General features: G+C 65.5%; 22 protein-coding genes and 1 pseudogene. 11 read left to right on the top strand and 12 right to left on the bottom strand.

Going from position 1 to position 22,792, the window contains the following annotated elements; translation table 11 throughout:
• Nucleotides 1-19: 19 nt before the first annotated feature.
• The 4 genes from glp to E9536_RS10370 form a co-directional block, all read right to left on the bottom strand.
• A complete protein-coding gene (gene glp, locus E9536_RS10385; RefSeq protein WP_136469821.1) occupies nt 20-1,267 on the bottom strand; it encodes a gephyrin-like molybdotransferase Glp in 1,248 nt (415 codons plus the stop codon).
• Nucleotides 1,268-1,543: 276 nt separating this feature from the next.
• A complete protein-coding gene (gene thrC, locus E9536_RS10380; protein ID WP_027787204.1) occupies nt 1,544-2,995 on the bottom strand; it encodes a threonine synthase in 1,452 nt (483 codons plus the stop codon).
• 14 nt (nt 2,996-3,009) lie between these two features.
• Nucleotides 3,010-4,338: a homoserine dehydrogenase gene (locus E9536_RS10375; protein WP_021156505.1), complete on the bottom strand. Its 1,329-nt coding sequence runs from the start codon at nt 4,336-4,338 to the stop codon at nt 3,010-3,012.
• Between the two features lie 52 nt (nt 4,339-4,390).
• Nucleotides 4,391-5,629, bottom strand: coding sequence for a pyridoxal phosphate-dependent aminotransferase (locus tag E9536_RS10370; RefSeq protein ID WP_027787203.1), 1,239 nt, complete (start codon nt 5,627-5,629; stop codon nt 4,391-4,393).
• A 315-nt stretch (nt 5,630-5,944) separates the two neighbouring features.
• Between E9536_RS10370 and E9536_RS10365 the strand changes: the two genes are divergently transcribed.
• The 9 genes from E9536_RS10365 to E9536_RS10325 all read left to right on the top strand — a co-directional run bounded on the left by E9536_RS10365 (nt 5,945) and on the right by E9536_RS10325 (nt 14,306).
• A complete protein-coding gene (locus E9536_RS10365) occupies nt 5,945-6,319 on the top strand; it encodes an Mth938-like domain-containing protein (RefSeq protein ID WP_027787202.1) in 375 nt (124 codons plus the stop codon).
• A gap of 123 nt (nt 6,320-6,442) precedes the next feature.
• On the top strand, nt 6,443-8,119 hold the full coding sequence (locus E9536_RS10360; protein WP_136469820.1) for a glycosyltransferase family 39 protein: 1,677 nt from the start codon (nt 6,443-6,445) through the stop codon (nt 8,117-8,119).
• Between the two features lie 13 nt (nt 8,120-8,132).
• Nucleotides 8,133-8,504, top strand: coding sequence for an EamA family transporter (locus E9536_RS10355; protein ID WP_027787200.1), 372 nt, complete (start codon nt 8,133-8,135; stop codon nt 8,502-8,504).
• 130 nt (nt 8,505-8,634) lie between these two features.
• The gene (locus E9536_RS10350; protein ID WP_027787199.1) at nt 8,635-9,786 is read left to right on the top strand and encodes a DegT/DnrJ/EryC1/StrS aminotransferase family protein; all 1,152 of its coding nucleotides are present in this window, start codon (nt 8,635-8,637) and stop codon (nt 9,784-9,786) included.
• A gap of 6 nt (nt 9,787-9,792) precedes the next feature.
• A complete protein-coding gene (locus E9536_RS10345) occupies nt 9,793-10,830 on the top strand; it encodes a glycosyltransferase (RefSeq protein WP_119338218.1) in 1,038 nt (345 codons plus the stop codon).
• Nucleotides 10,827-11,774 carry a formyltransferase gene (locus tag E9536_RS10340; protein ID WP_060084266.1) on the top strand — a complete coding sequence of 316 codons (948 nt, stop codon included), beginning with the start codon at nt 10,827-10,829 and terminating at the stop codon, nt 11,772-11,774. The genes E9536_RS10345 and E9536_RS10340 overlap by 4 nt, the downstream gene beginning before the upstream one ends.
• Entirely contained in the window at nt 11,771-12,826 is a 1,056-nt protein-coding gene (locus E9536_RS10335) for a bifunctional UDP-4-keto-pentose/UDP-xylose synthase (RefSeq protein ID WP_006482864.1), read from the top strand. Before E9536_RS10340 ends, E9536_RS10335 begins: the two co-directional genes overlap by 4 nt.
• Nucleotides 12,827-12,839: 13 nt before the next feature.
• Nucleotides 12,840-13,736, top strand: a complete 897-nt coding sequence (locus tag E9536_RS10330) for a polysaccharide deacetylase family protein (RefSeq protein WP_136469819.1) — start codon at nt 12,840-12,842, stop codon at nt 13,734-13,736.
• Nucleotides 13,737-13,844: 108 nt separating this feature from the next.
• The gene (locus tag E9536_RS10325) at nt 13,845-14,306 is read left to right on the top strand and encodes a peroxiredoxin (RefSeq protein ID WP_006756046.1); all 462 of its coding nucleotides are present in this window, start codon (nt 13,845-13,847) and stop codon (nt 14,304-14,306) included.
• Nucleotides 14,307-14,498: 192 nt separating this feature from the next.
• Here the strand turns inward: E9536_RS10325 and E9536_RS42640 are convergent.
• A pseudogene (locus E9536_RS42640) lies at nt 14,499-14,743 on the bottom strand (hypothetical protein); the annotation flags it as partial.
• On the opposite strand from E9536_RS42640, the gene E9536_RS10315 reads away from it, so the two are divergent.
• Nucleotides 14,639-16,441, top strand: coding sequence for a PhoH family protein (locus E9536_RS10315; protein WP_059694576.1), 1,803 nt, complete (start codon nt 14,639-14,641; stop codon nt 16,439-16,441). The pseudogene E9536_RS42640 and the gene E9536_RS10315 sit on opposite strands and share 105 nt — an antisense overlap.
• A 239-nt stretch (nt 16,442-16,680) precedes the next feature.
• Nucleotides 16,681-17,781, top strand: coding sequence for a C40 family peptidase (locus tag E9536_RS10310; RefSeq protein WP_136469818.1), 1,101 nt, complete (start codon nt 16,681-16,683; stop codon nt 17,779-17,781).
• 137 nt (nt 17,782-17,918) lie between these two features.
• On the opposite strand, the gene E9536_RS10305 is transcribed toward E9536_RS10310, so the two are convergent.
• From E9536_RS10305 to rpsF, 7 genes are all read right to left on the bottom strand, one after another.
• Complete coding sequence (locus tag E9536_RS10305) at nt 17,919-18,929, bottom strand: inorganic phosphate transporter (protein WP_060084269.1); 1,011 nt, start codon at nt 18,927-18,929, stop codon at nt 17,919-17,921.
• Between the two features lie 10 nt (nt 18,930-18,939).
• Entirely contained in the window at nt 18,940-19,566 is a 627-nt protein-coding gene (locus E9536_RS10300; protein WP_006478627.1) for a DUF47 domain-containing protein, read from the bottom strand.
• 138 nt (nt 19,567-19,704) lie between these two features.
• The gene (locus E9536_RS10295) at nt 19,705-21,087 is read right to left on the bottom strand and encodes a replicative DNA helicase (RefSeq protein ID WP_006486249.1); all 1,383 of its coding nucleotides are present in this window, start codon (nt 21,085-21,087) and stop codon (nt 19,705-19,707) included.
• A 135-nt stretch (nt 21,088-21,222) separates the two neighbouring features.
• The gene (rplI, locus tag E9536_RS10290) at nt 21,223-21,675 is read right to left on the bottom strand and encodes a 50S ribosomal protein L9 (protein ID WP_021156519.1); all 453 of its coding nucleotides are present in this window, start codon (nt 21,673-21,675) and stop codon (nt 21,223-21,225) included.
• A gap of 27 nt (nt 21,676-21,702) precedes the next feature.
• Nucleotides 21,703-21,978 (bottom strand): 30S ribosomal protein S18, encoded by a 276-nt coding sequence (rpsR, locus tag E9536_RS10285; RefSeq protein WP_006486248.1) that lies wholly within the window; start codon nt 21,976-21,978, stop codon nt 21,703-21,705.
• 4 nt (nt 21,979-21,982) lie between these two features.
• Entirely contained in the window at nt 21,983-22,282 is a 300-nt protein-coding gene (gene priB, locus E9536_RS10280) for a primosomal replication protein N (RefSeq protein WP_011657069.1), read from the bottom strand.
• A gap of 40 nt (nt 22,283-22,322) precedes the next feature.
• On the bottom strand, nt 22,323-22,697 hold the full coding sequence (rpsF, locus tag E9536_RS10275; RefSeq protein ID WP_006402295.1) for a 30S ribosomal protein S6: 375 nt from the start codon (nt 22,695-22,697) through the stop codon (nt 22,323-22,325).
• Nucleotides 22,698-22,792: the final 95 nt, after the last annotated feature.

The raw sequence follows: 22,792 nt of genomic DNA, 5'->3' as shown, positions 1-22,792 counted from the left end.
GGTTCGGGAAGCCGTCGCGTTACGACAGCAGTTCGGAAAACGGAATGAAACGTACGGTCTCGCCGGCGCTGATCGCGTGCTGCGGCGGATTGTCGATCAGGCCGTCGCCCCACACCGTCGACGTCAGGACCGCCGAACTCTGGTTCGGGAACAGGTCGAGGCCGCCGGCGGCGTTCACGCGGGCACGCAGGAATTCGTTGCGGCGGTCGCCCTTGCCTTGCGAGAAGTCGGCGCGCAGCGACAGCGCGCGCGGCGCGACGTCGCGCACGCCGGCCAGGCGCAGCAGGAACGGCCGCACGAACAGCAGGAACGTGACGAAACTCGATACCGGGTTGCCGGGCAGCCCGATGAAGTGCGCATCGGGGCGATCGTCGCCACGGCGCACCGCGCCGTAGGCAAGCGGCTTGCCGGGCTTCATCGCGATCTGCCACAGCGCGAGCCGCCCTTCGGCCTCGACGGCCGGCTTCACGTGATCCTCGTCGCCGACCGACACGCCGCCGCTCGTCAGGATCACGTCGTGATCGCGCGCGGCCGCGCGCAGCGTGTCGCGCGTCGCGGCGAGCGAATCGGGCACGATCCCGTAGTCGGTCACGTGGCAGCCGAGCCGCTCCAGCAGCCCGCGCAGCGTGAAGCGGTTCGAGTTGTAGATCGCGCCGGGCTTCAGCGGCTCGCCCGGCATCGTCAGTTCGTCGCCGGTGAAGAACACCGCGACGCGAATCCGCCGCGCGACCGGCAACTGCGCGCAGCCGACCGATGCGGCAAGACCGAGCGCCTGCGGCGTGAGCCGCGTGCCGGCCGGCAGGATCACCGAGCCCTGCCGGATATCCGCGCCCTGCGCGGTGATCCATTCACCGGCCTTCGGCGTGTGCAGGATCTCGACCGCATCGCCGTCGGCCGACGCCTGCTCCTGCATCACGACAGCGTCGGCGCCGGGCGGCACCGTCGCGCCGGTGAAGATCCGCGCGGCCGTGCCGGCTGCGAGCGGCGCGGCCGGATGGCCGGCCGGAATGCGCTGCGACACCGGCAAACGCCGCTCGCCATGCAGCAGGTCGGCGACGCGCACCGCATAGCCGTCCATCGCGCTCGTATGCATCGGCGGCACGTCGAGCGGCGAGCTCACGTCGGCCGCCAGCACGCGGCCGAGCGCATCGAGCGTGGCGACGGTTTCGACGCCGGGCAACGGCTTCGCGGCATCGAGCAGCGCGGCGAGCGCCTCGGCGGTCGACAGCATCGGCGCGCGCGGCGCCGCGGGATTGGGGTTCGACATCGATGGAATCGGGGATCGTTGGATGCAATACGCCATTGTAGCGACGCCGTCGCGCGGGCGCGCGATATGGCGGACATGCGGAAACTGTGATTCGCGCGAACGCGCGGGTCTGGCACTTGTTTCGCGCGCGATGCCGGTTTGACGGCAGCCGCGCGGCAGGTTGCCGAACGCCCGCGCGGCGCGGCACCGCCAAACGAAACGGCCGGAACCCCGATCCGTTCGACGAATCGGCATTCCGGCCGTCCTGCACAGCCGGGCTCTCGGCCCGGCCATGCGTCATGCGCCCGTATGGGCGGCGATGAAGTCCTTCACCTGCTGCGCGTCGGCCTTCACGACCTCGAAACGCTGCGGCAGCGCCTCGAGCCCGTCGAATGCGGCCGGACGCTCGGCTTCGCGATCGAGTGCCTCGCGAATCGTCTCGCCGAACTTGATCGGCTGGGCGGTCTCGAGCACGACCATCGGCACGCCCGCGTCGAGATGCTCGCGCGCGACCTTCACGCCGTCGGCCGTGTGCGTATCGATCATCGTGTCGTAACGCGAGAACACGTCGCGGATCGTCGCGATGCGGTCCGTGTGGCTGCTGCGGCCCGACACGAAACCGAACTCGGCGACCCGTGCGAAATCGCCGCTCGCCGCGAGATCGAAGCCGCCTTTCTCCTCGACGTCGCGGAACAGCTGCATCACGCGCGCCGGATCGCGGCCGAGCAGGTCGAACACGAAGCGCTCGAAGTTCGATGCCTTCGAGATGTCCATGCTCGGGCTGCTCGTGTGATAGGTGTTCTCGGCGCTGCGCACGCGATACGCGCCCGTGCGGAAGAACTCGTCGAGCACGTCGTTCTCGTTGGTCGCGACCACGAGCTTCGCGATCGGCAGGCCCATCATCCGCGCGATGTGGCCCGCGCAGACGTTGCCGAAGTTGCCCGACGGCACCGTGAACGACACACGCTCGTCGTTGGACTGCGTTGCCGCGAAGTAGCCCTTGAAGTAGTACACGACCTGCGCGACGACGCGCGCCCAGTTGATCGAGTTGACCGTGCCGATCTTCTGCCGCGCCTTGAACGCATGATCGTTCGACACCGCCTTCACGATGTCCTGGCAGTCGTCGAACACGCCTTCGACCGCGAGGTTGAAGATGTTCGGATCCTGCAGGCTGAACATCTGGGCCGTCTGGAACGCGCTCATCTTCTTGTGCGGCGACAGCATGAACACGCGCACGCCGGCCTTGCCGCGCATCGCGTATTCGGCCGCGCTGCCCGTGTCGCCGGACGTCGCGCCGAGAATGTTCAGCGTCTGCCCGTGCTTCGCGAGCGTGTACTCGAACAGGCTGCCGAGCAGCTGCATCGCCATGTCCTTGAACGCGAGCGTCGGGCCGTTCGACAGTTCGAGCAGCGACAGCGCCGCGCCGTTCTCGGTGCCGAGCGTCTTCAGCGGCGTGATGTCGGACGCGTTCTCGCCATGGCGCGTGTTGCGGTACACGTCGGCCGTGTACGTGCGGCGCGTGATCGCGCGCAGGTCGTCGGCCGGCACGTCGTCGCAGAACTTCGACAGGATCTCGAACGCGAGATCCGCATACGACAGCGTGCGCCAGCGCGCGAGTTCGTCGGCCGACACCTTCGGATATTCGGACGGCAGGTACAGCCCGCCGTCCTTCGCGAGGCCGCCGAGCAGGATGTCGGAGAACGTGTGGCGCTCGCCGATGCCGGCGCCGCGCGTGGAGATGTAGTTCATGTCGCCTTCCGTCCTCAGTTCAGCGCTTCCATGCGCAGCTTCGTTACCTTCGAGACCACCGTCGAGAGGCTCTCGATCTGCGCGATCGCCGCGTTGACGTTCTTCTCGACCGTCTCGTGCGTGATCAGGATGATGTCGGTCTCGCCGTTCGCGCCATCGATCTGCTCCGATTCCTTCTGCAGCAGCGCGTCGATCGAGATGCCCGATGCGGCGAGGATGCGCGTGATGTCGGCCAGCACGCCCGTCTGGTCGGCGACGCGCAGGCGCAGGTAGTAGCCGCTCGTCACTTCCTCGATCGGCAGGATCGGCGTGTTCGACAGGCTGTCCGGCTGGAACGCGAGATGCGGCACGCGATGCTCGGGGTCCGCCGTGTGCAGGCGCGTGACGTCGACGAGATCCGCGACCACGGCCGACGCGGTAGGCTCCGCGCCCGCGCCCTTGCCGTAATACAGCGTCGTGCCGACCGCGTCGCCATGCACGACGACCGCGTTCATCGCGCCCTCGACGTTCGCGAGCAGGCGCTTTTCCGGGATCAGCGTCGGGTGCACGCGCAGCTCGATGCCGTTTGCGGCGCGGCGCGCGATGCCGAGCAGCTTGATCCGGTAGCCGAGTTCTTCCGCGTAGCGGATGTCGGTCGCGTCGAGCTTGCTGATGCCCTCGACGTATGCGCGGTCGAACTGCACCGGCACGCCGAACGCGATCGCACTCATGATGGTCGCCTTGTGCGCGGCGTCGACGCCTTCGATGTCGAAGGTCGGATCGGCTTCCGCGTAGCCGAGCTCCTGCGCGGCCTTCAGCGCGGTCGCGAAGTCGAGCCCGCGATCGCGCATTTCCGACAGGATGTAGTTGGTCGTGCCGTTGATGATGCCCGCGATGTACTGGATGCGGTTCGCGGTCAGGCCTTCGCGCAGCGCCTTGATGATCGGGATGCCGCCGGCGACGGCCGCCTCGAACGCGACCATCACGCCCTTCGCGCGTGCGGCCTCGAAGATCTCGGTGCCGTGCACCGCGAGCAGCGCCTTGTTGGCCGTCACGACATGCTTGCCGTTCGCGATCGCGCGCAGCACGAGGTCGCGCGCGATGCCCGTGCCGCCGATCATCTCGGCGACGATTGCGATCGACGGATCATCGACGACCGCGTTGAAATCGTCGGTGATCTGCGCAGCGCCGGCATCGCCGCCGAGCGCAGCCAGCGCCTTGGCCGGGTTGCGCACCGCAATGCGCGTCACCTCGATGCCGCGCCCCGCGCGTCGCTTGATTTCTTCCTGGTTGCGGCCCAGCACCGTGAAGGTGCCGCTGCCCACCGTGCCGAAGCCCAACAGGCCAACTTTGATCGGTTCCATGCTGCGTGTGATCGATGAGTAAGAAGTAGTGAGTGCCGTGTGGTCCTGCCGCTCAGGCCGAATGGCGCTTGCGGTAGCCGTCGAGGAAGCGTGCGATCCGGTTGATCGAATCGGTCAGGTCGTCGAGGTTCGGCAGGAAGACCACGCGGAAGTGGTCCGGCGTCGTCCAGTTGAAGCCCGTGCCCTGCACGAGCAGTACGCGCTCCTCGAGCAACAGGTCGAGAATGAACTGCTGGTCGTTCTGGATCGGATAAAGCTTCGGGTCGAGGCGCGGGAACATGTACAGCGCGGCCTGCGGCTTCACGCAGGTCACGCCCGGGATCGACGTGAGCATGTCATACGCGAGTTCGCGCTGCTTGTACAGGCGCCCGCTCGGCATGATCAGCTCGTTGATGCTCTGGTAGCCGCCGAGCGCCGTCTGGATCGCGAACTGCCCGGGCACGTTCGCGCACAGGCGCATCGACGACAGGATGCCGAGCCCCTCGAGGTAATCCTTCGCGCGCCGGCGGTTGTCGCCACCGAGGCCCGACACGGCCATCCAGCCCGCGCGGTAGCCGCACGAGCGATAGCTCTTCGACAGGCTGTTGAACGTGACGGTGATCACGTCCTCCGACAGCGAACCCAGCGCCGTATGCTCGAGGCCGTCGTAGACGATCTTGTCGTACACCTCGTCGGCGAACACGATCAGCCCGTGCTGGCGCGCGATCTCGAGCAGTTCGAGCAGCAATTCGTCCGAATAAAGCGCGCCCGTCGGGTTGTTCGGGTTGATCACGACGATCGCCTTCGTGTTCGGCGTGATCTTGCGGCGGATGTCGTCGAGATCGGGCATCCACGCGTTCTGCTCGTCGCAGATGTAATGCACCGGCGTGCCGCCCGACAGGCTGACCGCCGCCGTCCACAGCGGGTAGTCGGGCGCGGGCAGCAGCACTTCGTCGCCGTCGTTCAGGAGCGCCTGGGTCGCCATCACGATCAGCTCGGACGCGCCGTTGCCGATGTAGATGTCGTCGAGGCCGACGCCCACGACGCCCTTTTCCTGCGTGTAGTGCATCACGGCCTTGCGCGCCGAGAACACGCCCTTCGAATCCGAATAGCCGGACGACGTCGGCAGGTTGCGGATCATGTCCTGGATGATCTCGTCCGGCGCATCGAAACCGAACGGCGCGAGGTTGCCGATGTTCAGCTTGATGATGCGGTGGCCTTCTTCCTCGAGGCGCTTCGCGTGCTCGAGCACCGGGCCACGGATGTCGTAGCAGACGTTGAGCAGCTTGTTCGACTTCTGAATCGGTTTCACGACGACACGGTTCCTGGGTTGGCCTTGCGGCCGGGGGGACGGGATCAAAACTGGAAAGCGGCCGGTCTGTGCGCGCTGTCTAGACTGGGGAAAAGCGGGCGGTCGGGCGCAGCTTGTGGCGACGCGCGACGCAAGTGGCGCCCGGGGGCGACCAAAAAGTTATAATTTAGCGGATTTTGGCCGACTTTCGCAATGCACCATAGCCGCGCCGGGCCCACGCCGTCAGGCGTCCCGCGTGCCCGGGCAAGCGAAACCGGCCCTCCGGGCCCCTGTGGCCCTGCGACACATTCCCCTACGGAACCGCGGAATACCGATTTGAAACTGCACCAGGACACGAGCGGCGCGCTCAACACCGTCACCGGCTACGGCCCCGATTACGTCGACGTCAATCTCGAACGCCATGAAACGAGCGTCATCGTGCTGCCCGGCGCGCCGGTCCAGATGTGGCCGGTGTCGTCGTTCGACGCGCTCGCGCCCGAGCATTTCGCGATGCTGCTCGACCCGACGCCCGAACTCGTCATCTTCGGCAGCGGCGCACGGCTGCGCTTCCCGCACCCGCGGCTCGTCGCGGCGCTCACGGCCAAGCGGATCGGCGTCGAGACGATGGATTTCCAGGCTGCCTGCCGCACCTACAACATCCTGATGGCCGAAGGCCGCAAAGTCGCCGCCGCGCTCTTAATTGAACGTTAATCCCCGATGCGGTAAAACTCGGGCCGGCGCAGCGGGTCGATCCCCGGATCGGCCCGGCCAGGCCGCCCGCCCCCGGCGCAACCCGCCGGCGGCCCGTCACAACAACCAACAGGCTGAAAATCCATGAACGATACGCCGTCGAGGCTACCGCTCAACCGCATCACGCTCGTCCTCCTCGTCGTCGCGCTCGCGATCGTCTGGTTCGCGCCGCTCGGGCTGCGCCACCTGATCCCGAGCGACGAAGGCCGCTACGCGGAAATGGCGCGCGAGATGTTCGTCACCGGCGACTGGATCACGCCGCGTTACAACGGCTACAAGTACTTCGAGAAGCCGCCGCTGCAGACCTGGATGAACGCGCTCACGTTCGCGTGGTTCGGCATCGGCGAATGGCAGGCGCGCCTCTACACGGCCCTCGCGAGCTTCGCCGGCGTGCTGCTGGTCGGCTTCACGGGCGCGCGCCTGTTCAACCCGCTGTCGGGCTTCCTCGCCGCCGTCGTGCTCGCGGCGTCGCCGTACTGGAACCTGATGGGCCACTTCAACGCGCTCGACATGGGCCTTGCGTTCTGGATGGCGCTGTCGCTCTGCTCGCTGCTGCTCGCGCAGCGGCCCGGGCTGCGCCCGGCCGCGGCGCGCGGCTGGATGTGGGCGTGCTGGGCCGCGATGGCGTTCGCGGTGCTGTCGAAGGGCCTCGTCGGCCTGATCCTGCCCGGCGCCGTGCTCGTGCTCTATACGTTGATCGCGCGCGACTGGGCGCTCTGGAAGCGCCTGTACCTCGTGAGCGGCCTCGTGATCTTCTTCGCGATCGTCACGCCGTGGTTCGTGCTCGTCCAGCAGCGCAACCCCGAGTTCTTCAACTTCTTCTTCATCGTCCAGCAGTTCCGCCGGTACCTGACCCCGGAACAGAACCGTCCGGGCCCGCTCTACTACTTCGTGCCCGTGCTGCTGGTCGGCTTCCTGCCGTGGCTGTCGGTTGCGTGGCAGAGCATCCGCCATGCGCTGCGGATGCCGCGCCAGCCGAACGGCTTCTCGCCGATGCTCGTGCTGCTGATCTGGAGCGCATTCATCTTCCTGTTCTTCAGCGCGTCGCATTCGAAGCTGATCTCGTACGTGCTGCCGGTCGCACCGGCGCTCGCGCTGATCATCGGTGCGTACCTGCCGCTGATGACCGCCGACCGCTTCCGCCGCCACCTGCTCGGCTACCTCGTGTTCTTCGTCGCCGCGGCGTTCGGGATCATCTTCCTCGCGTACCAGGGCGATGCCCGCACACCGAACGCGCTGTACCGCGCGTTCCAGATGTGGCTGTACGCGGGCCTCGCGGTCGCGGCCGCGCTGACGCTCGCGGCCGCCTGGCTGAACCGCCGCACGGGCGTCGCGGCCGCGCTTGCCGCGTTCGGCGCCGCGTGGCTCGCCTTCGGCACGATCGGCGGCACCGGGCACGACGAGTTCGGCCGCTACAGCTCGGGCGCGCTGCTCGCGCCGACGGTGCGCGCCGAGCTGGCGAAACTGCCGCCCGACACGCCGTTCTACTCGATCGAGATGCTCGATCACACGTTCCCGTTCTATATGGGCCACACGACGATCATGGTCCAGCGCCAGGACGAGCTCGGGTTCGGCATCTCGATGGAGCCGAACAAGTGGATTCCGACCGTCGACGAATGGATCACGCGCTGGAAGCAGGAAACCCATGCGCTCGCGATCATGCCGCCCGGCCAGTACGACACGCTGGTCAAGCAAGGCGTGCCGATGCGCGTGATTGCGCGCGACAACCGTCGCGTGATCGTCGAGAAACCGCAATCGTAAGGACGCCCATCGCATGAATCCCGTTTCGCTCGTCTGCATCGTCACCGGCGTGATGCTCAACGCCGTTGCGCAACTGCTGCTGAAGGCCGGCGTCAACGCCGTCGGGCACTTCGAATTCAGCCGTGCGAACATCATCCCGGTCGGGCTGAAGATCGCCACCCAGCTGCCGATCATCGGCGGCCTCGGCTGCTACGTGCTGAGCGTCGTGGTCTGGATCCTCGGGCTGTCGCGGGTCGACGTGTCGATCGCGTACCCGATGCTGTCGCTCGGCTACGTCGTCAACGCATTCGCGGCCTGGTACCTGTTCGGCGAGGTGCTGTCGGTCCAGCGGCTCGTCGGCATCGGCATCATCCTGATCGGCGTGCTGGTGCTCGCGCGAAGCTGAGCATGCCCCGCCGCGTTAAGCGTCCGCCTACAAAAAATCACGGTGCGTTTCCGCCAACCGGTGTTTAATGCCGGTTTCGGCCGGGATCGCCCGACCCTTTTATTACACGCCATTACAGGCCAAAGCGTACATGAGCCAGACTACCGCTCCGTTTCTGCCGTTCACCCGCCCCGAGATCGATGAGGAAACCATCCAGGGCGTCGTCGAAGTGCTGCGTTCGGGCTGGATCACCACGGGCCCGCAAAGCCAGAAATTCGAAGCGGCGCTGTCCGAATACTGCGGCGGCCGTCCCGTCCGCGCGTTCAACTCGGGCACCTGCACGCTCGAGATCGGCCTGCGCATCGCGGGCGTCGGCCCCGGCGACGAGGTGATCACGACGCCGGCGTCGTGGGTCTCGACCAGCAACGTGATCCTCGAGACGGGCGCGACGCCCGTGTTCGCCGACATCGATCCCGTCACGCGCAACATTGACCTCGACAAGCTCGAGCAGGCGATCACGCCGCGCACGAAGGCGATCATCCCGGTGTTCCTGTCCGGCCTGCCGGTCGACATGGACCGCCTGTACGCGATCGCGCGCGCGCACAAGCTGCGCGTGATCGAGGACGCCGCGCAGGCATTCGGCTCGACGTGGAACGGCAAGCGCATCGGCGCGATCGGCGACATCGTGTCGTTCAGCTTCCACGCGAACAAGAACCTCACGACGATCGAAGGCGGCGCGCTCGTGCTGAACAACGAGGAAGAAGCGACGCTCGCGCAGAAGTACCGGCTGCAGGGCATCACGCGCACGGGCTTCGACGGGATGGACTGCGACGTGCTCGGCGGCAAGTACAACCTGACCGACGTCGCCGCGCGCGTCGGCCTGGGCCAGCTGCCGCACCTCGAACGCTTCACCGCCCAGCGCCGCGCGCTCGCCCGCGCGTATTTCGCCGCATTCGACGGCAGCGCGGCCGTGAAGCTCGGCGTCGGCCTGCCGGTCGCCGAATTCGAGAACGGCAACTGGCACATGTTCCTGATCACGCTGCCGCTCGAGCGGCTGACGATCACCCGCGCCGAGTTCATGGCGCAGATGAAGGAACGCGGCATCGGCACGGGCATCCACTACCCGGCGATCCATCTTTTCACGCTGTACCGTGCGCGCGGCTTCAAGGAGGGCATGTTCCCCCACGCCGAACGGTACGGCGCGTCGACCGTCACGCTGCCGCTCTTCACGCAGATGACGGAAGGCGATGTGCGTCGCGTGGTCGACGCCATCAACCAGATTTGCGAACAATACGGAAATTAAGCGTACATGAGTCACCTTGAAGCACGCGCCGGGCATCCGGGCGCCGGGCACCTGGACGCAGGCCGTCCCGAAGTATCGGTCATCATCCCCGTGTACAACGAGGAAGACGGCCTCGCCGCGCTGTTCGCGCGGCTGTATCCGGCGCTCGACGCACTCGACACGTCATACGAAGTGATCCTGATCAACGACGGCAGCCGCGACCGCTCGGCCGCGATGCTCGCCGATCAGTTCCACGTGCGTCCCGACACGACGCGCATCGTGCTGCTCAACGGCAACTACGGCCAGCACATGGCGATCCTCGCCGGCTTCGCGCAATCGCGCGGCGAGATCGTCATCACGCTCGACGCCGACCTGCAGAACCCGCCCGAGGAAATCGGCAAGCTGATCGCGAAGATGCGCGAGGGCTACGACTACGTCGGCTCGATCCGCAAGCAGCGCCAGGACAGCCTGTGGCGGCGCAAGGCGTCGCAGATGATGAACCGGCTGCGCGAGCGCATCACACGCATCAAGATGACCGACCAGGGCTGCATGCTGCGCGCGTACAGCCGCCGCATCATCGATACGATCAACGTGTGCGGCGAAGTCAACACGTTCATCCCCGCCCTTGCCTATACGTTCGCGCAGAAGCCGACCGAAATCGAGGTCGCGCACGAGGAGCGCTTCGCCGGCGAATCGAAGTACTCGCTGTACAGCCTGATCCGGCTGAACTTCGACCTCGTGACGGGCTTCTCGGTCGTGCCGCTGCAGTGGCTGTCGTTCATCGGCGTGATCCTGTCGCTCGGCTCCGCCGCGCTGTTCGTGCTGCTGCTCGTGCGACGCTTCATCGTCGGCGCGGAAGTGCAAGGCGTGTTCACGCTGTTCGCGATCACGTTCTTCCTGCTCGGCGTGATCATCTTCGCGCTCGGCCTGCTCGGCGAGTACGTCGGCCGCATCTACCAGCAGGTGCGCGCGCGGCCGCGCTACCTGATCCAGGCCGTGCTCGAGCAGCACGACGGCGTGCCGCCAGTGCCGGCCGGCGCGAACCGCACGGGAGCCGGGCAATGAAACCGCGCGCAGTCGTCTTCGCGTATCACAACGTCGGCGTGCGCTGCCTGCAGGTGCTGCTCGCGCGCGGCGTCGACGTCGCACTCGTCGTCACGCACGAGGACAACCCGAACGAGAACATCTGGTTCGGCAGCGTCGCATCGGTCGCCGCCGAGCACGGGATCCCGGTCGTCACGCCGGCCGATCCCGCCGATCCGGCGCTGCGCCGCGCGGTGTCCGACGCGCAGCCCGATTTCATCTTCTCGTTCTACTACCGTCACATGCTCCCGGTGGACCTGCTCGCGATCGCGCCGCGCGGCGCGTACAACATGCACGGTTCGCTGCTGCCGAAATACCGGGGTCGGGTACCGACCAACTGGGCCGTGCTGAACGGCGAGACCGAAACCGGCGCGACGCTGCACGAGATGGCCGCGAAGCCCGACGCGGGCGCGATCATCGCCCAGACCGCGGTGCCGATCCTGCCGGACGACACGGCCACGCAGGTGTTCGACAAGGTCACGGTGGCCGCCGAGCAGACGCTCTGGCGCGTACTGCCCGCGCTGCTCGCGGGCGAGGCGCCGCACCTGCCGAACGATCTCGCGACCGGCAGCTACTACGGCGGGCGCAAGCCCGAAGACGGCCGCGTCGACTGGTCGAAGCCGGCCGCGCAGGTCTACAACCTGGTGCGCGCGGTCGCGCCCCCGTATCCGGGCGCGTTCACGGACGTCGACGGCACGCGTTTCGTGATCGCGCGCGCGCGCCTCGCGGCGCCCGGCAGCGCGGCAGCGGCCGCCGCGGCAGATTTGCCGCCCGGCCTGCACGTAAGCGATAATGCGCTATTCGGCGTCTGCGGCGACAGCCGCGCTCTATCCATTCTCGAGCTGTGGCAGCAGCGCGACGGCAGCGAAACCGTCGTGACGCCCGCGGAATTCGCGCAGTTCATTCATTCTTCCCGTCATTCATGAAAGCAAAAAAAGTCCTGATCCTGGGTGTGAACGGCTTCATCGGCCATCACCTGTCGAAGCGCATTCTTGAAACCACCGATTGGGAAGTGTTCGGCATGGACATGCAGACCGATCGGCTTGGCGACCTCGTCAACCACGAGCGGATGCATTTCTTCGAAGGTGACATCACGATCAACAAGGAGTGGGTCGAGTATCACGTGAAGAAGTGCGACGTGATCCTGCCGCTCGTCGCGATCGCAACGCCCGCCACCTATGTCCAGCAGCCGCTGCGCGTGTTCGAACTCGACTTCGAGGCGAACCTGCCGATCGTGCGTTCGGCCGTCAAGTACGGCAAGCACCTCGTGTTCCCGTCGACCTCCGAGGTCTACGGCATGTGCTCGGACGAGCAGTTCGACCCGGATGCATCGGCCCTCACCTACGGCCCGATCAACAAGCCGCGCTGGATCTACGCGTGCTCGAAGCAGCTGATGGACCGCGTGATCTGGGGCTACGGGATGGAAGGCCTGAACTTCACGCTGTTCCGTCCGTTCAACTGGATCGGCCCGGGCCTCGACTCGATCTACACGCCGAAGGAAGGCAGCTCGCGCGTCGTCACGCAGTTCCTCGGCCACATCGTGCGCGGCGAAAACATCAGCCTCGTCGACGGCGGCTCGCAGAAGCGCGCGTTCACCGACATCGGCGACGGCATCAGCGCGCTGATGAAGATCATCGAGAACAAGGACGGCGTCGCGTCGGGCAAGATCTACAACATCGGGAATCCGAAGAACAACTTCTCGGTTCGCGAACTCGCGCACAAGATGCTCGAACTGGCGGCGGAATTCCCCGAATACGCCGATTCGGCCAAGCAGGTGAAGCTCGTCGAGACGACGTCCGGCGCGTACTACGGCAACGGCTACCAGGACGTGCAGAACCGCGTGCCGAAGATCGACAACACGATGCAGGAGCTCGGCTGGGCACCGCAGGCCACGTTCGACGACGCGCTGCGCAACATCTTCGAAGCGTATCGCGGCCACGTCGCCGACGCGCGCGCGCTCGTCGAGCAGCAAGGCTGAGCGGGACGTTCGCTTGGCTCGCATCGTCCTCAAGATCGACGTCGACACGCTGCGCGGCACGCGCGAAGGCGTGCCGAACCTCGCGCGCATCTTCGACCGCTTCAGTGCGCGCGCGACTTTCCTCTTCAGCCTCGGGCCGGATCACACAGGCTGGGCGCTGCGGCGCGTGTTCCGCCCCGGCTTCCTGAAGAAGGTGTCGCGCACGTCGGTGGTCGAACACTACGGCGTGAAGCAGCTGATGTACGGCGTGCTGCTGCCGGGCCCCGACATCGGCCGCCGCGCGATCGCCGACATGCGTGCGATTCACGAGGCCGGCTTCGAATGCGGGATCCACACGTGGGATCACGTGTACTGGCAGGACAACGTCCGTGCGCGCGATCGCGACTGGACCGCGCGTGAAATGCAGAAGAGTCACGCGCGCTTCATCGAGATCTTCGGCGCGCCGCCCGTCACGCACGGCGCGGCCGGCTGGCAGATGAACGATTTCGCGTTCGAGCAGATCGATGCATGGGGGATGCGCTACGCATCCGACGGCCGCGGCCATTCGCCGTACCTGCCCGTCGTCGACGGCCGCACGCTGTCGCACGTGCAGATGCCGACCACGCTGCCGACGCTCGACGAAGTGCTCGGCATCGACGGCGTCGACACGCACAACGTCGCCGCGCACATCCTCAAGTTCACCGAAACCAATCCGCACGACCAGGTGTTCACGCTGCATGCGGAACTGGAAGGCCAGAAGCTCGCGCCCGTGTTCGAGCAACTGCTCGCCGGCTGGCGCGCGCAAGGCCACACGTTTGCGACGATGGGCGACTACCACGCGACGCTGGACCGCGACTCGCTGCCATCGTACCCTGTCACGTGGGGCGAAATTCCCGGCCGCTCCGGCGAACTGATCGTCCAGCCCGACTGAGTTCGCGCGCGCCTGCGTCGCCCGCGCCGCCCATGCGGCGCGCTGCCGCGACGCCCCGCCGAACCGCGCCGCCGCAGCGGCGCCTTTCCATAACAACAGGAGAAACACGTGTCCGTCGAAGTTGACCGTCAAGTTCCCGATTTCACCGCACCGGCCACGGGCGGAGACATTTCGCTGTCCGACCTGAAGGGCAAGAAACTCGTGCTGTACTTCTATCCGAAGGACAACACGCCGGGCTGCACGACCGAAGGGCTGCAGTTCCGCGATCTCTATCCGAAGTTCAAGAAAGCCGGTGCGGAAGTCATCGGCGTGTCGCGCGACAGCCTGCGCTCGCATGACAACTTCAAGGCAAAGCTCGAACTGCCGTTCCCGCTGATTTCCGATGCCGACGAAGCGCTGTGCGCGCTGTTCGATGTCATCAAGATGAAGAAAATGTATGGCAAGGAAGTGCGCGGAATCGAGCGCTCGACGTTCCTGATCGACGCCGACGGCGTGCTTCGCCAGGCATGGCGCGGCATCAAGGTACCGGGCCATGTGGACGACGTGCTAAGTGCTGTACAAGCGCTTTGAGGCGCGTTATATTGGGCCGCAATGAATGCCAGTTCGCCCCATATTTCTCGTAGCTGCGCCGGTGCTCGATGCGATGCTTTCCGGCACTTGACGCGCATCACGACCGTATCAGCCGAGCCGCATGTCCCTGTCGACGGGGCAGCGGCTTTTTTTATGGATTGCGCGCCGGCCCTCGGTCCGGCCCTCACCCCGTCAAGGAGCTGATCGACACTTAGGCGAACCGGCTAGACGAACTTCCTGTGCGCCACCGCGCGCAAACTGCATGCGTCTACGTCACGCAGGATGCGATCAGCGGCGCACGCCATGCGACACGATTCCTCCCGAGGGACACCATGCCTTTGCCTACTCCCCCCAGCAAGCTCGGCAGCCTGCTGCCGCCCGACGAATACAAGGTGAAAGCGCGGCCCGCGAAAGCCGCGAAGAAATCCGCCGAAGGGGACGCATCCACAGCCGGTGACTACGGTCCGGCGAGCGTGGCCCAACCGATGATCGAAGCCGCGAACACGGCCGCGCCGCTGCGCGCCGTCGCGTCTTCGGCGCAGGAAACCGCGAGCGCACCCGCACGCGGGCGCAAGACCAAACAGACGGCCGCACTGTTGCAGCCGATGCCGGCACCCGCCGAACCCGCGGCGCCGGTCGTCGCGCGCAACGACAAGCCGGCCGCCGGCAAACCGGCCGCGGCACCCGCGCGCGACACGGGCGCCGCGACGAAATCGCGCAGCCGCAAGGCCGCCGAAGCCGAACAGCAGAAACTGTTCGTGCTCGACACCAACGTGCTGATGCACGACCCGAGCAGCCTCTTCCGCTTCGAGGAACACGACGTCTATCTGCCGATGATGACGCTCGAGGAACTCGACAACCACAAGAAGGGGATGTCCGAAGTCGCGCGCAACGCACGCCAGGTCAGCCGCACGCTCGACGCGCTGGTCGCCGACGCGGGCCCGATCACGGCCGGCATTCCGCTGTCGCGCCTCGGCAGCCGCGAGGCGGTCGGCCGCCTGTACTTCCAGACGAAGCTCACCGACATCGCGCCCGTCGAAGGCTTGCCCGAAGGCAAGGCCGACAACCAGATCCTCGGCGTCGTGCGCGCGCTGCAGCGCGACCGGCCGGACCGTCAGGTCGTGCTGGTGTCGAAAGACATCAACATGCGGATCAAGGCGCATGCGCTCGGCCTGCCCGCTGAAGACTACTTCAACGACCAGGTGCTCGAGGATTCGGATCTCCTGTACAACGGCGTGCGTGAGCTGCCGCAGGATTTCTGGACCAAGCATGCGAAGGGCATGGAGAGCTGGCAGGACACGAAGACGGGCACCACGTACTACCGCGTGACGGGCCCGCTCGTCGCGTCGATGCTCGTCAACGAGTTCGTCTATCTCGAGCCGCAGAACGGCGAGCCGACGTTCCATGCGATCGTCCGCGAACTGAACGGCAAGACGGCGCTGCTGCAGACACTGCGCGACTACAGCCACCACAAGAACAATGTGTGGGGCATCACCGCGCGCAACCGCGAGCAGAATTTCGCGCTGAACCTGCTGATGAACCCGGAGATCGACTTCGTCACGCTGCTCGGCCAGGCCGGTACCGGCAAGACGCTCGTCGCGCTCGCGGCCGGCCTCGCGCAGGTGCTCGACGACAAGCGCTACAACGAGATCATCGTGACGCGCGCGACCGTGCCCGTCGGCGAGGACATCGGTTTCCTGCCCGGCACCGAGGAAGAGAAGATGCAGCCGTGGATGGGTGCATTCGACGACAACCTCGAAGTGCTGCAGAAGACCGACGACGCCGCCGGCGAATGGGGGCGTGCCGCGACGCAGGAGCTGATCCGTTCGCGCCTGAAGGTGAAGAGCATGAACTTCATGCGCGGCCGCACGTTCGTCGACAAGTACCTGATCATCGACGAGGCGCAGAACCTGACGCCGAAGCAGATGAAGACGCTCGTCACGCGTGCGGGCCCGGGCACGAAGATCGTGTGCCTCGGCAACATCGCGCAGATCGACACGCCTTACCTGACCGAAGGCAGCTCGGGGCTCACGTACGTCGTCGACCGCTTCAAGGGCTGGGGCCACAGCGGCCACGTGACGCTCGCGCGCGGCGAACGCTCGCGACTCGCCGACTACGCGTCGGACATCCTGTAATGCGACAGGCCGGCCCGTCGGCCGGCTGTCGACGCATCGCGGCGCTCCGTTTCCGGAGCGCCGTTTTTATTTTTGGGGTCTGAAACGTGGGTCATGCACCGTTACGCAACAGCCGCACTTACGCGCGAAACTTCAAGTAAATTCTCAGGAACGGTTGCTTAAGCCCCGCCGGAACGTCTACCATCGGGTCTGTCTGTTGTCATACGATTCGCGAGCGTCCCGCGCTCGCCCGCCTTGCCATGCTTCGAATCTGGGTTCCCGTTGCTGTCGTTTCACTGCTTGCGGCCTGCTCCAGCGTGCCGCCGCAGTCGGCATCGCGCCCCGCGTCGGGCATGAAGATCACGACGCCGCGCGCATTCCCCGCCCCCGCCAATTTCCCGAAGTTCGTCGATCACAGCGTCGGCCAGGAAGAAATTTCGATCCAGGCGATGAGCCTCGTCGGCGTCCCGTATCGCTGGGGCGGCAACACGCCGACGAGCGGCTTCGACTGCAGCGGGCTCGTGCGCTACGTGATCGGCCGCGCAGCCGACGTGAACCTGCCGCGCACGACCGCCGACATGAGCGGCCGCGGCATATCGGTCGAGCCCGACCAGATCGCGCCGGGCGACCTGATCTTCTTCAACACGACCGGACGGCCGCATTCGCACGTGGGCATCTACGTCGGCAAGCTGCGCTTCGTCAACGCACCGTCGACGGGCGGCACCGTGCGGCTCGACTACCTGACGAACCCGTACTGGGCCAAGCGTTTCGACGGCATTCGCCGCGTCGCGCCGCCGCGCGGGGCACCTACGCCGTTCGATGCGCCGACCTACGAGGCAAAGCGCGACGAGCCGCGCAGCGCGCCGGTCGTTGCGCCCGCCCCTGTCGTCGTGACTGCCGCCGCGCCGCGGCAGCCGGCCTATACGCAGTCGCAAGCCGCCGCGACCCGGGCGCCTGCCCCGGTCGTGCCGGCCGCGCAGGCCGTGTCGACCGCCGCGGTCGCGCCCGCAGCCGCGTCGGCCGACCCGTATGAACCTCCGCCGCCGCGCATGCAGACGGCTCAGCAGCAGGCAACTTCCGTGAACAACGGCACGAGCACAGCCGCCGCCACCATGACCGCGAATGCGGCGCCAGCCGGTCCGGCCGAGGTCGGCACCCAGATTCCGACGACGGCACTGACGGCCGCCCAGGCTGCCGCCTTCGATGCTGAGCCGCCACCCGCCGTCGCGGCGACGTCACCGCGCGGCACCGAACCAGCCCCCGTGCAGGTATTGCGCGCGTCGACGCAATCTACCCCCGTCAGCCCGCGCACCGCCACCGCAGACGATCCGATTGCCCGGTTCGCGAACGGAAGTTACTAGCCCGCTTCGCGTTCGCCTGCGATCACGCGCGACTACAAACCCGCCATTCGCCGCACATTTCCGCTGCCCCAAAAGGAAAATGCGCCGCAGCCTTTCGGCTTGCGGCGCATTTCATGTCCGTTCGACAGTGCGGTCGATCAGAAGATCTGGTGGCCGAGCCACCATCCACCGGCCGCGAACAGCGCGGCCGCCGGCAGCGTGAGCACCCACGCCCACACGATGTTGCCGGCCACACCCCAGCGCACGGCCGACAGCTTCTGCGTCGCGCCGACGCCGACGATCGCGCCGGTGATCGTGTGCGTGGTCGACACCGGAATGCCCAGGAACGATGCGAGGAACAGCGTCATCGCGCCACCGGTTTCCGCGCAGAAACCGCCGACCGGCTTGAGCTTCGTGATCTTCTGGCCCATCGTGCGCACGATGCGCCAGCCGCCGAACAGCGTGCCGAGGCCCATCGACAGGTAGCACGCGCCGATCACCCACGCGGGCGGCGCATCGGCGGTCGCCGATGCATAGCCCGACGCGATCAGCAGCATCCAGATGATGCCGATCGTCTTCTGCGCGTCGTTGCCGCCGTGACCGAGGCTGTACAGCCCGGCCGACAGCAGCTGCAGCCGGCGGAAGCGCCGGTCGACCTTGCTGGGCGCGGTTCGGAAATACAGCCACGACACGCCGAGCATGAACAGCGAACCGAGGATGAAGCCGAGCAGCGGCGAAATGAAGATGAACGCGATGGTCTTCAGCAACCCGTCGATGTTCAGCGAAGCCCAGCCCGACTTGGCGAGCGCCGCGCCGACGAGGCCGCCGATCAGCGCGTGCGACGAGCTCGACGGAATCCCGTAGTACCAGGTGATCACGTTCCAGCCGATCGCACCGACCAGCGCGCCGAATATGACGTAGTGGTCGACGATCTCGGGATCGATGGTGCCTTTACCGACGGTCTGCGCGACTTTCAGGTGGAAGATGAAATACGCGATGACGTTGAACGCCGCCGCGAACACCACGGCTTGCTGGGGCTTCAGCACCCCGGTGGACACGACGGTGGCGATCGAGTTCGCCGCGTCGTGAAAGCCGTTCATGAAGTCGAATACGAGCGCGACGAGCACCAGCGTCGCGACCATCCAGAGGGCGAGTTGTATCGAATGCATCGTGGTCCGCTCAGGCGTTTTCCAGCACGATGCCTTCGATGATGTTCGCGACGTCCTCGCACTTGTCGGTGATCTCTTCGAGCAGCTCGTAGATCGCCTTCAGCTTGATGAGCGTCTTCACGTCGTCTTCCTCGCGGAACAGCTTCGACATCGCCGCGCGCAGCACACGATCGGCCTCCGATTCCCAGCGGTCGATCTCCTCGCACTGCTTGAGGATCTGCGCGGACTGCTTCATGTCGGACAGCAACCCGACCGCCTGCTGCACGTGCTGGGCGGACTGCGTGACGATGTGCGCGAGCTGGCTCGCCTCGGACGTGACGGACTGCACGTCGTACAGCGACACGGCGGTCGCGACGTCTTCCATCAGGTCGAGGATGTCGTCCATCGTCGTGATCAGCTTGTGGATCTCGTCGCGATCGAGCGGCGTGATGAAAGTCTTGTGCAGCAGATCGATCGCCTCGTGCGTGAGCTTGTCAGCGGCCTTCTCGGCAATTTGCACGTTTTGCTTGTGAATCTCGGCGTCGGCGAGATTGTCGATCAGCAGTTCGAGCTCGCGGCCACCGGAAACGATGTGCTTCGCGTGCGCGTTGAAGAGTTCAAAGAACTTGCCCTCGGTGGGCATGAATCGACCGAACATGGGATTCCTGAGAGATTGTCAAACTACTGTCACGAAAACGGGCGACATTGTACCGTTTTCGGTCGCGCCGCGACGCGCGCACATGCGCACGCCGGGATTGGATACAACGTTTGGCGATTTAGGGCTTTACAACCGGCGCTACTCGCCGTAGAAAGTCTGCGCTCCCGCAAAATTGTCGAACTTCGTGTATTGCCCCAGGAACGTGAGTCGAACGGGGCCGATCGGGCCGTTACGTTGCTTGCCGATGATGATTTCAGCCGTGCCTTTGTCGGGGCTGTCCGGGTTGTAAACTTCGTCACGGTAAATGAACAGGATCACGTCCGCATCCTGCTCGATTGCGCCCGATTCGCGCAAATCGGACATCACCGGACGCTTGTTCGGGCGCTGTTCGAGGCCGCGGTTCAACTGCGACAGCGCGATCACCGGCACGTCGAGCTCCTTCGCGAGACTCTTCAGCGATCGCGAGATTTCCGAGATTTCGGTCGCGCGGTTCTCGCCCTGCGACGAACCCGACATCAGCTGCAGGTAGTCGACGATGATCAGGCCGAGCTTGCCGCACTGCCGCGCCAGACGCCGTGCGCGCGAGCGCAATTCCATCGGGTTCAGGCCGCCCGTCTCGTCGATGAAGAGCTGCGCCTCGCTCATCTTCTGCACCGCGTGCGTCAGCTTCGGCCAATCCTCGTCCGTCAGGCGGCCGGTACGCATCCGGTGCTGGTCGAGCCGGCCGATCGAGCCGAGCATACGCATCACGAGCTGGGTGCCCGGCATTTCCATCGAGAACACCGCGACCGGCAGGCCGTACTCGACCGCGACGTATTCGCCGATGTTCATCGAAAAGGCGGTCTTACCCATCGACGGTCGTCCCGCGACGATGATCAATTCGCCGCCGTGCATCCCGGAAGTCATCCGGTCGAGGTCGACGAAGCCCGTCGGCGTGCCCGTGACGTCGCTCGGGTTCGCGGTGTGGTACAGCGTATCGATGCGCTCGACGACCTGCGTGAGCAGCGGGCCGATCTCGAGGAAGCCCTGGTTGCCGCGCGCGCCCTCTTCGGCGATCGAGAACACCTTCGATTCGGCCTCGTCGAGCAGCTGGCGGACTTCCTTGCCCTGCGGGTTGAACGCATCGGCCGAGATTTCGTCGGCAACCGACACGAGCCGGCGCAGCACCGCACGGTCGCGCACGATTTCCGCATAACGGCGGATGTTCGCAGCGCTCGGCGTGTTCTGCGCGAGGGCGTTCAGGTACGCGAGGCCGCCGACGTCGTCGGCCTTGCCGGACGTGGTCAGCGCTTCGTACACGGTCACGACGTCGGCCGGGCGCGTCGACGCGATCAGCCGGCCGATGTGCTCGTAGATGATCCGGTGATCGTAGCGATAGAAATCGCCCTGCGACAGGAAGTCGGCAATCCGGTCCCATGCCGCGTTGTCGAGCAACAGGCCGCCGAGCACCGACTGTTCGGCTTCGACCGAATGTGGCGGGACTTTCAGCGATTCGATTTGGGGATCTTGCGGCGCGTTCATGGGTTGGGATTATCGCGAATAGATCACGGCAGCGCTACCGCTCCGGCGATCGGGCAATAAAAAAGGCAGGCCCCGGTTGCCCGGGCGCCTGCCCTTGTCCGGACGACGGAAGCCGCCCGGAAAGCTTGCATACGCTTACGCGTGGTCGCCGATCACGTTGATCGTGACGTCGACGACGACGTCCGTGTGCAGCGCGACCTGGACGTTGTGCTCGCCGATCATCTTCAGCGGGCCTTCCGGCATGCGAACTTGCAGCTTCTCGACTTCGAAACCTGCCTTCTTCAGCAGTTCCGCGACGTCGCCGTTCGTGACCGAGCCGAACAGACGGCCGTCAACGCCCGACTTCTGCGTGATTTCGAACGACTGGCCGTTCAGCTTCTCGCCGACTGCCTGCGATGCTGCCAGCTTTTCAGCGGCGATCTTTTCGAGTTCAGCGCGGCGCACTTCGAATTCGGCGATCGCTTCCTTCGTTGCACGGCGAGCCTTGCGGTTCGGGATCAGGAAGTTGCGAGCGTAACCGTCCTTGACCTTGACGATGTCGCCGAGGTTGCCCAGATTGGCGACTTTTTCCAACAGAATGATTTGCATTCGAATTCTCCTTATGGCGTCGCCGAGTTACGCCTTGTGCTGATCGGTGTACGGCAGCAGCGCGAGGAAACGCGCACGCTTGATTGCCGTGTCGAGCTGACGCTGATAGTGCGCCTTCGTACCCGTCAGACGCGCCGGCGTGATCTTGCCGTTTTCGCCGATGAAGTCCTTCAGCGTTTCCGTGTCCTTGTAGTCGATCTGCTCGACGCCTGCGGCCGTGAAACGGCAGAACTTCTTGCGCTTGAAGAGCGGGTTTTGTTGCTGACGACGCTTGTCGAATTTCTTACCAGTCGGGCGGGGCATGATTTCAGTCCTTTCCAATGTCCTGCAATGCTGTGATGTGAAACACCAAGGTTCTCGCGTTGCGGCTTTTCTTTGCCAGGAAGCCCGTGAACAGCGTTTCGACGCCCATTTCACGGCTTTCCAGCCTGCCGCTCGCCTCACCGGCCGCCACCGCCTCGATCGTCATTTCGACCTGACGGGGAATGCCTGCTTCGACGACTTCCGTGCGGTGATGCAATGTGGCGCTTGCGATCGGAACACCTGCCGGCGTATATCGCACCGGTGCGCGTTCGACGACGCTCGCCGTCAATTGCAACCTGTTCACGTGAGTGGCGCGCTCCTTGATGGCTTAATGAATGACGAACTTAAGCCTGCGCTTCGGTCGGCTGAGCTGCAGCCGCCTTCTTGGCTTCTTCGCGCTGAACTTCCTTCATCATCGGCGACGGGCCGGTTTCGGCCTTCTTCATCTTGACGATGAGGTGGCGCAGCACGGCGTCGTTGAACTTGAACGCGTGTTCGAGTTCGTCGAGCGTCGTCTGGTCGCACTCGATGTTCATGCAGACGTAGTGAGCCTTCGCGAGTTTCTCGATCATGTAGGCCAGTTGGCGACGGCCCCAGTCTTCGACACGGTGGATCTGGCCGCCGTGCGACGTGATCGTGGTCTTGTAACGCTCGATCATCGCGGGCACTTGCTCGCTCTGATCGGGGTGCACGATGAATACGATTTCGTAATGACGCATTACACACTCCTTGTGGATTAAAGCCACCCGGGCGTCTGAACCGGTGTGGCAAGTGAGAAGCCGAAGATTCTAACCCGGATACGGGGCGCATGCAA

This window comes from Burkholderia sp. LS-044 (assembly GCF_004803625.1).
Taxonomy (GTDB): domain Bacteria; phylum Pseudomonadota; class Gammaproteobacteria; order Burkholderiales; family Burkholderiaceae; genus Burkholderia; species Burkholderia cepacia.
Note: the sequence above shows the minus strand (reverse complement) of the source record. Positions and strands in the feature narration are given on the sequence as shown.

Coding starts and splice junctions, on each gene's coding strand:
- glp (WP_136469821.1), bottom strand. CDS start 1,267: ATGTCGAACCCCAATCCCGCGGCGCCGCGCGCGCCGATGCTGTCGACC.
- thrC (WP_027787204.1), bottom strand. CDS start 2,995: ATGAACTACATCTCCACGCGCGGCGCCGGCATCGGCGAGCGCCACACG.
- E9536_RS10375 (WP_021156505.1), bottom strand. CDS start 4,338: ATGGAACCGATCAAAGTTGGCCTGTTGGGCTTCGGCACGGTGGGCAGC.
- E9536_RS10360 (WP_136469820.1), top strand. CDS start 6,443: ATGAACGATACGCCGTCGAGGCTACCGCTCAACCGCATCACGCTCGTC.
- E9536_RS10355 (WP_027787200.1), top strand. CDS start 8,133: ATGAATCCCGTTTCGCTCGTCTGCATCGTCACCGGCGTGATGCTCAAC.
- E9536_RS10350 (WP_027787199.1), top strand. CDS start 8,635: ATGAGCCAGACTACCGCTCCGTTTCTGCCGTTCACCCGCCCCGAGATC.
- E9536_RS10345 (WP_119338218.1), top strand. CDS start 9,793: ATGAGTCACCTTGAAGCACGCGCCGGGCATCCGGGCGCCGGGCACCTG.
- E9536_RS10340 (WP_060084266.1), top strand. CDS start 10,827: ATGAAACCGCGCGCAGTCGTCTTCGCGTATCACAACGTCGGCGTGCGC.
- E9536_RS10335 (WP_006482864.1), top strand. CDS start 11,771: ATGAAAGCAAAAAAAGTCCTGATCCTGGGTGTGAACGGCTTCATCGGC.
- E9536_RS10315 (WP_059694576.1), top strand. CDS start 14,639: ATGCCTTTGCCTACTCCCCCCAGCAAGCTCGGCAGCCTGCTGCCGCCC.
- E9536_RS10310 (WP_136469818.1), top strand. CDS start 16,681: ATGCTTCGAATCTGGGTTCCCGTTGCTGTCGTTTCACTGCTTGCGGCC.
- E9536_RS10305 (WP_060084269.1), bottom strand. CDS start 18,929: ATGCATTCGATACAACTCGCCCTCTGGATGGTCGCGACGCTGGTGCTC.
- E9536_RS10300 (WP_006478627.1), bottom strand. CDS start 19,566: ATGTTCGGTCGATTCATGCCCACCGAGGGCAAGTTCTTTGAACTCTTC.
- E9536_RS10295 (WP_006486249.1), bottom strand. CDS start 21,087: ATGAACGCGCCGCAAGATCCCCAAATCGAATCGCTGAAAGTCCCGCCA.
- rplI (WP_021156519.1), bottom strand. CDS start 21,675: ATGCAAATCATTCTGTTGGAAAAAGTCGCCAATCTGGGCAACCTCGGC.
- rpsR (WP_006486248.1), bottom strand. CDS start 21,978: ATGCCCCGCCCGACTGGTAAGAAATTCGACAAGCGTCGTCAGCAACAA.
- rpsF (WP_006402295.1), bottom strand. CDS start 22,697: ATGCGTCATTACGAAATCGTATTCATCGTGCACCCCGATCAGAGCGAG.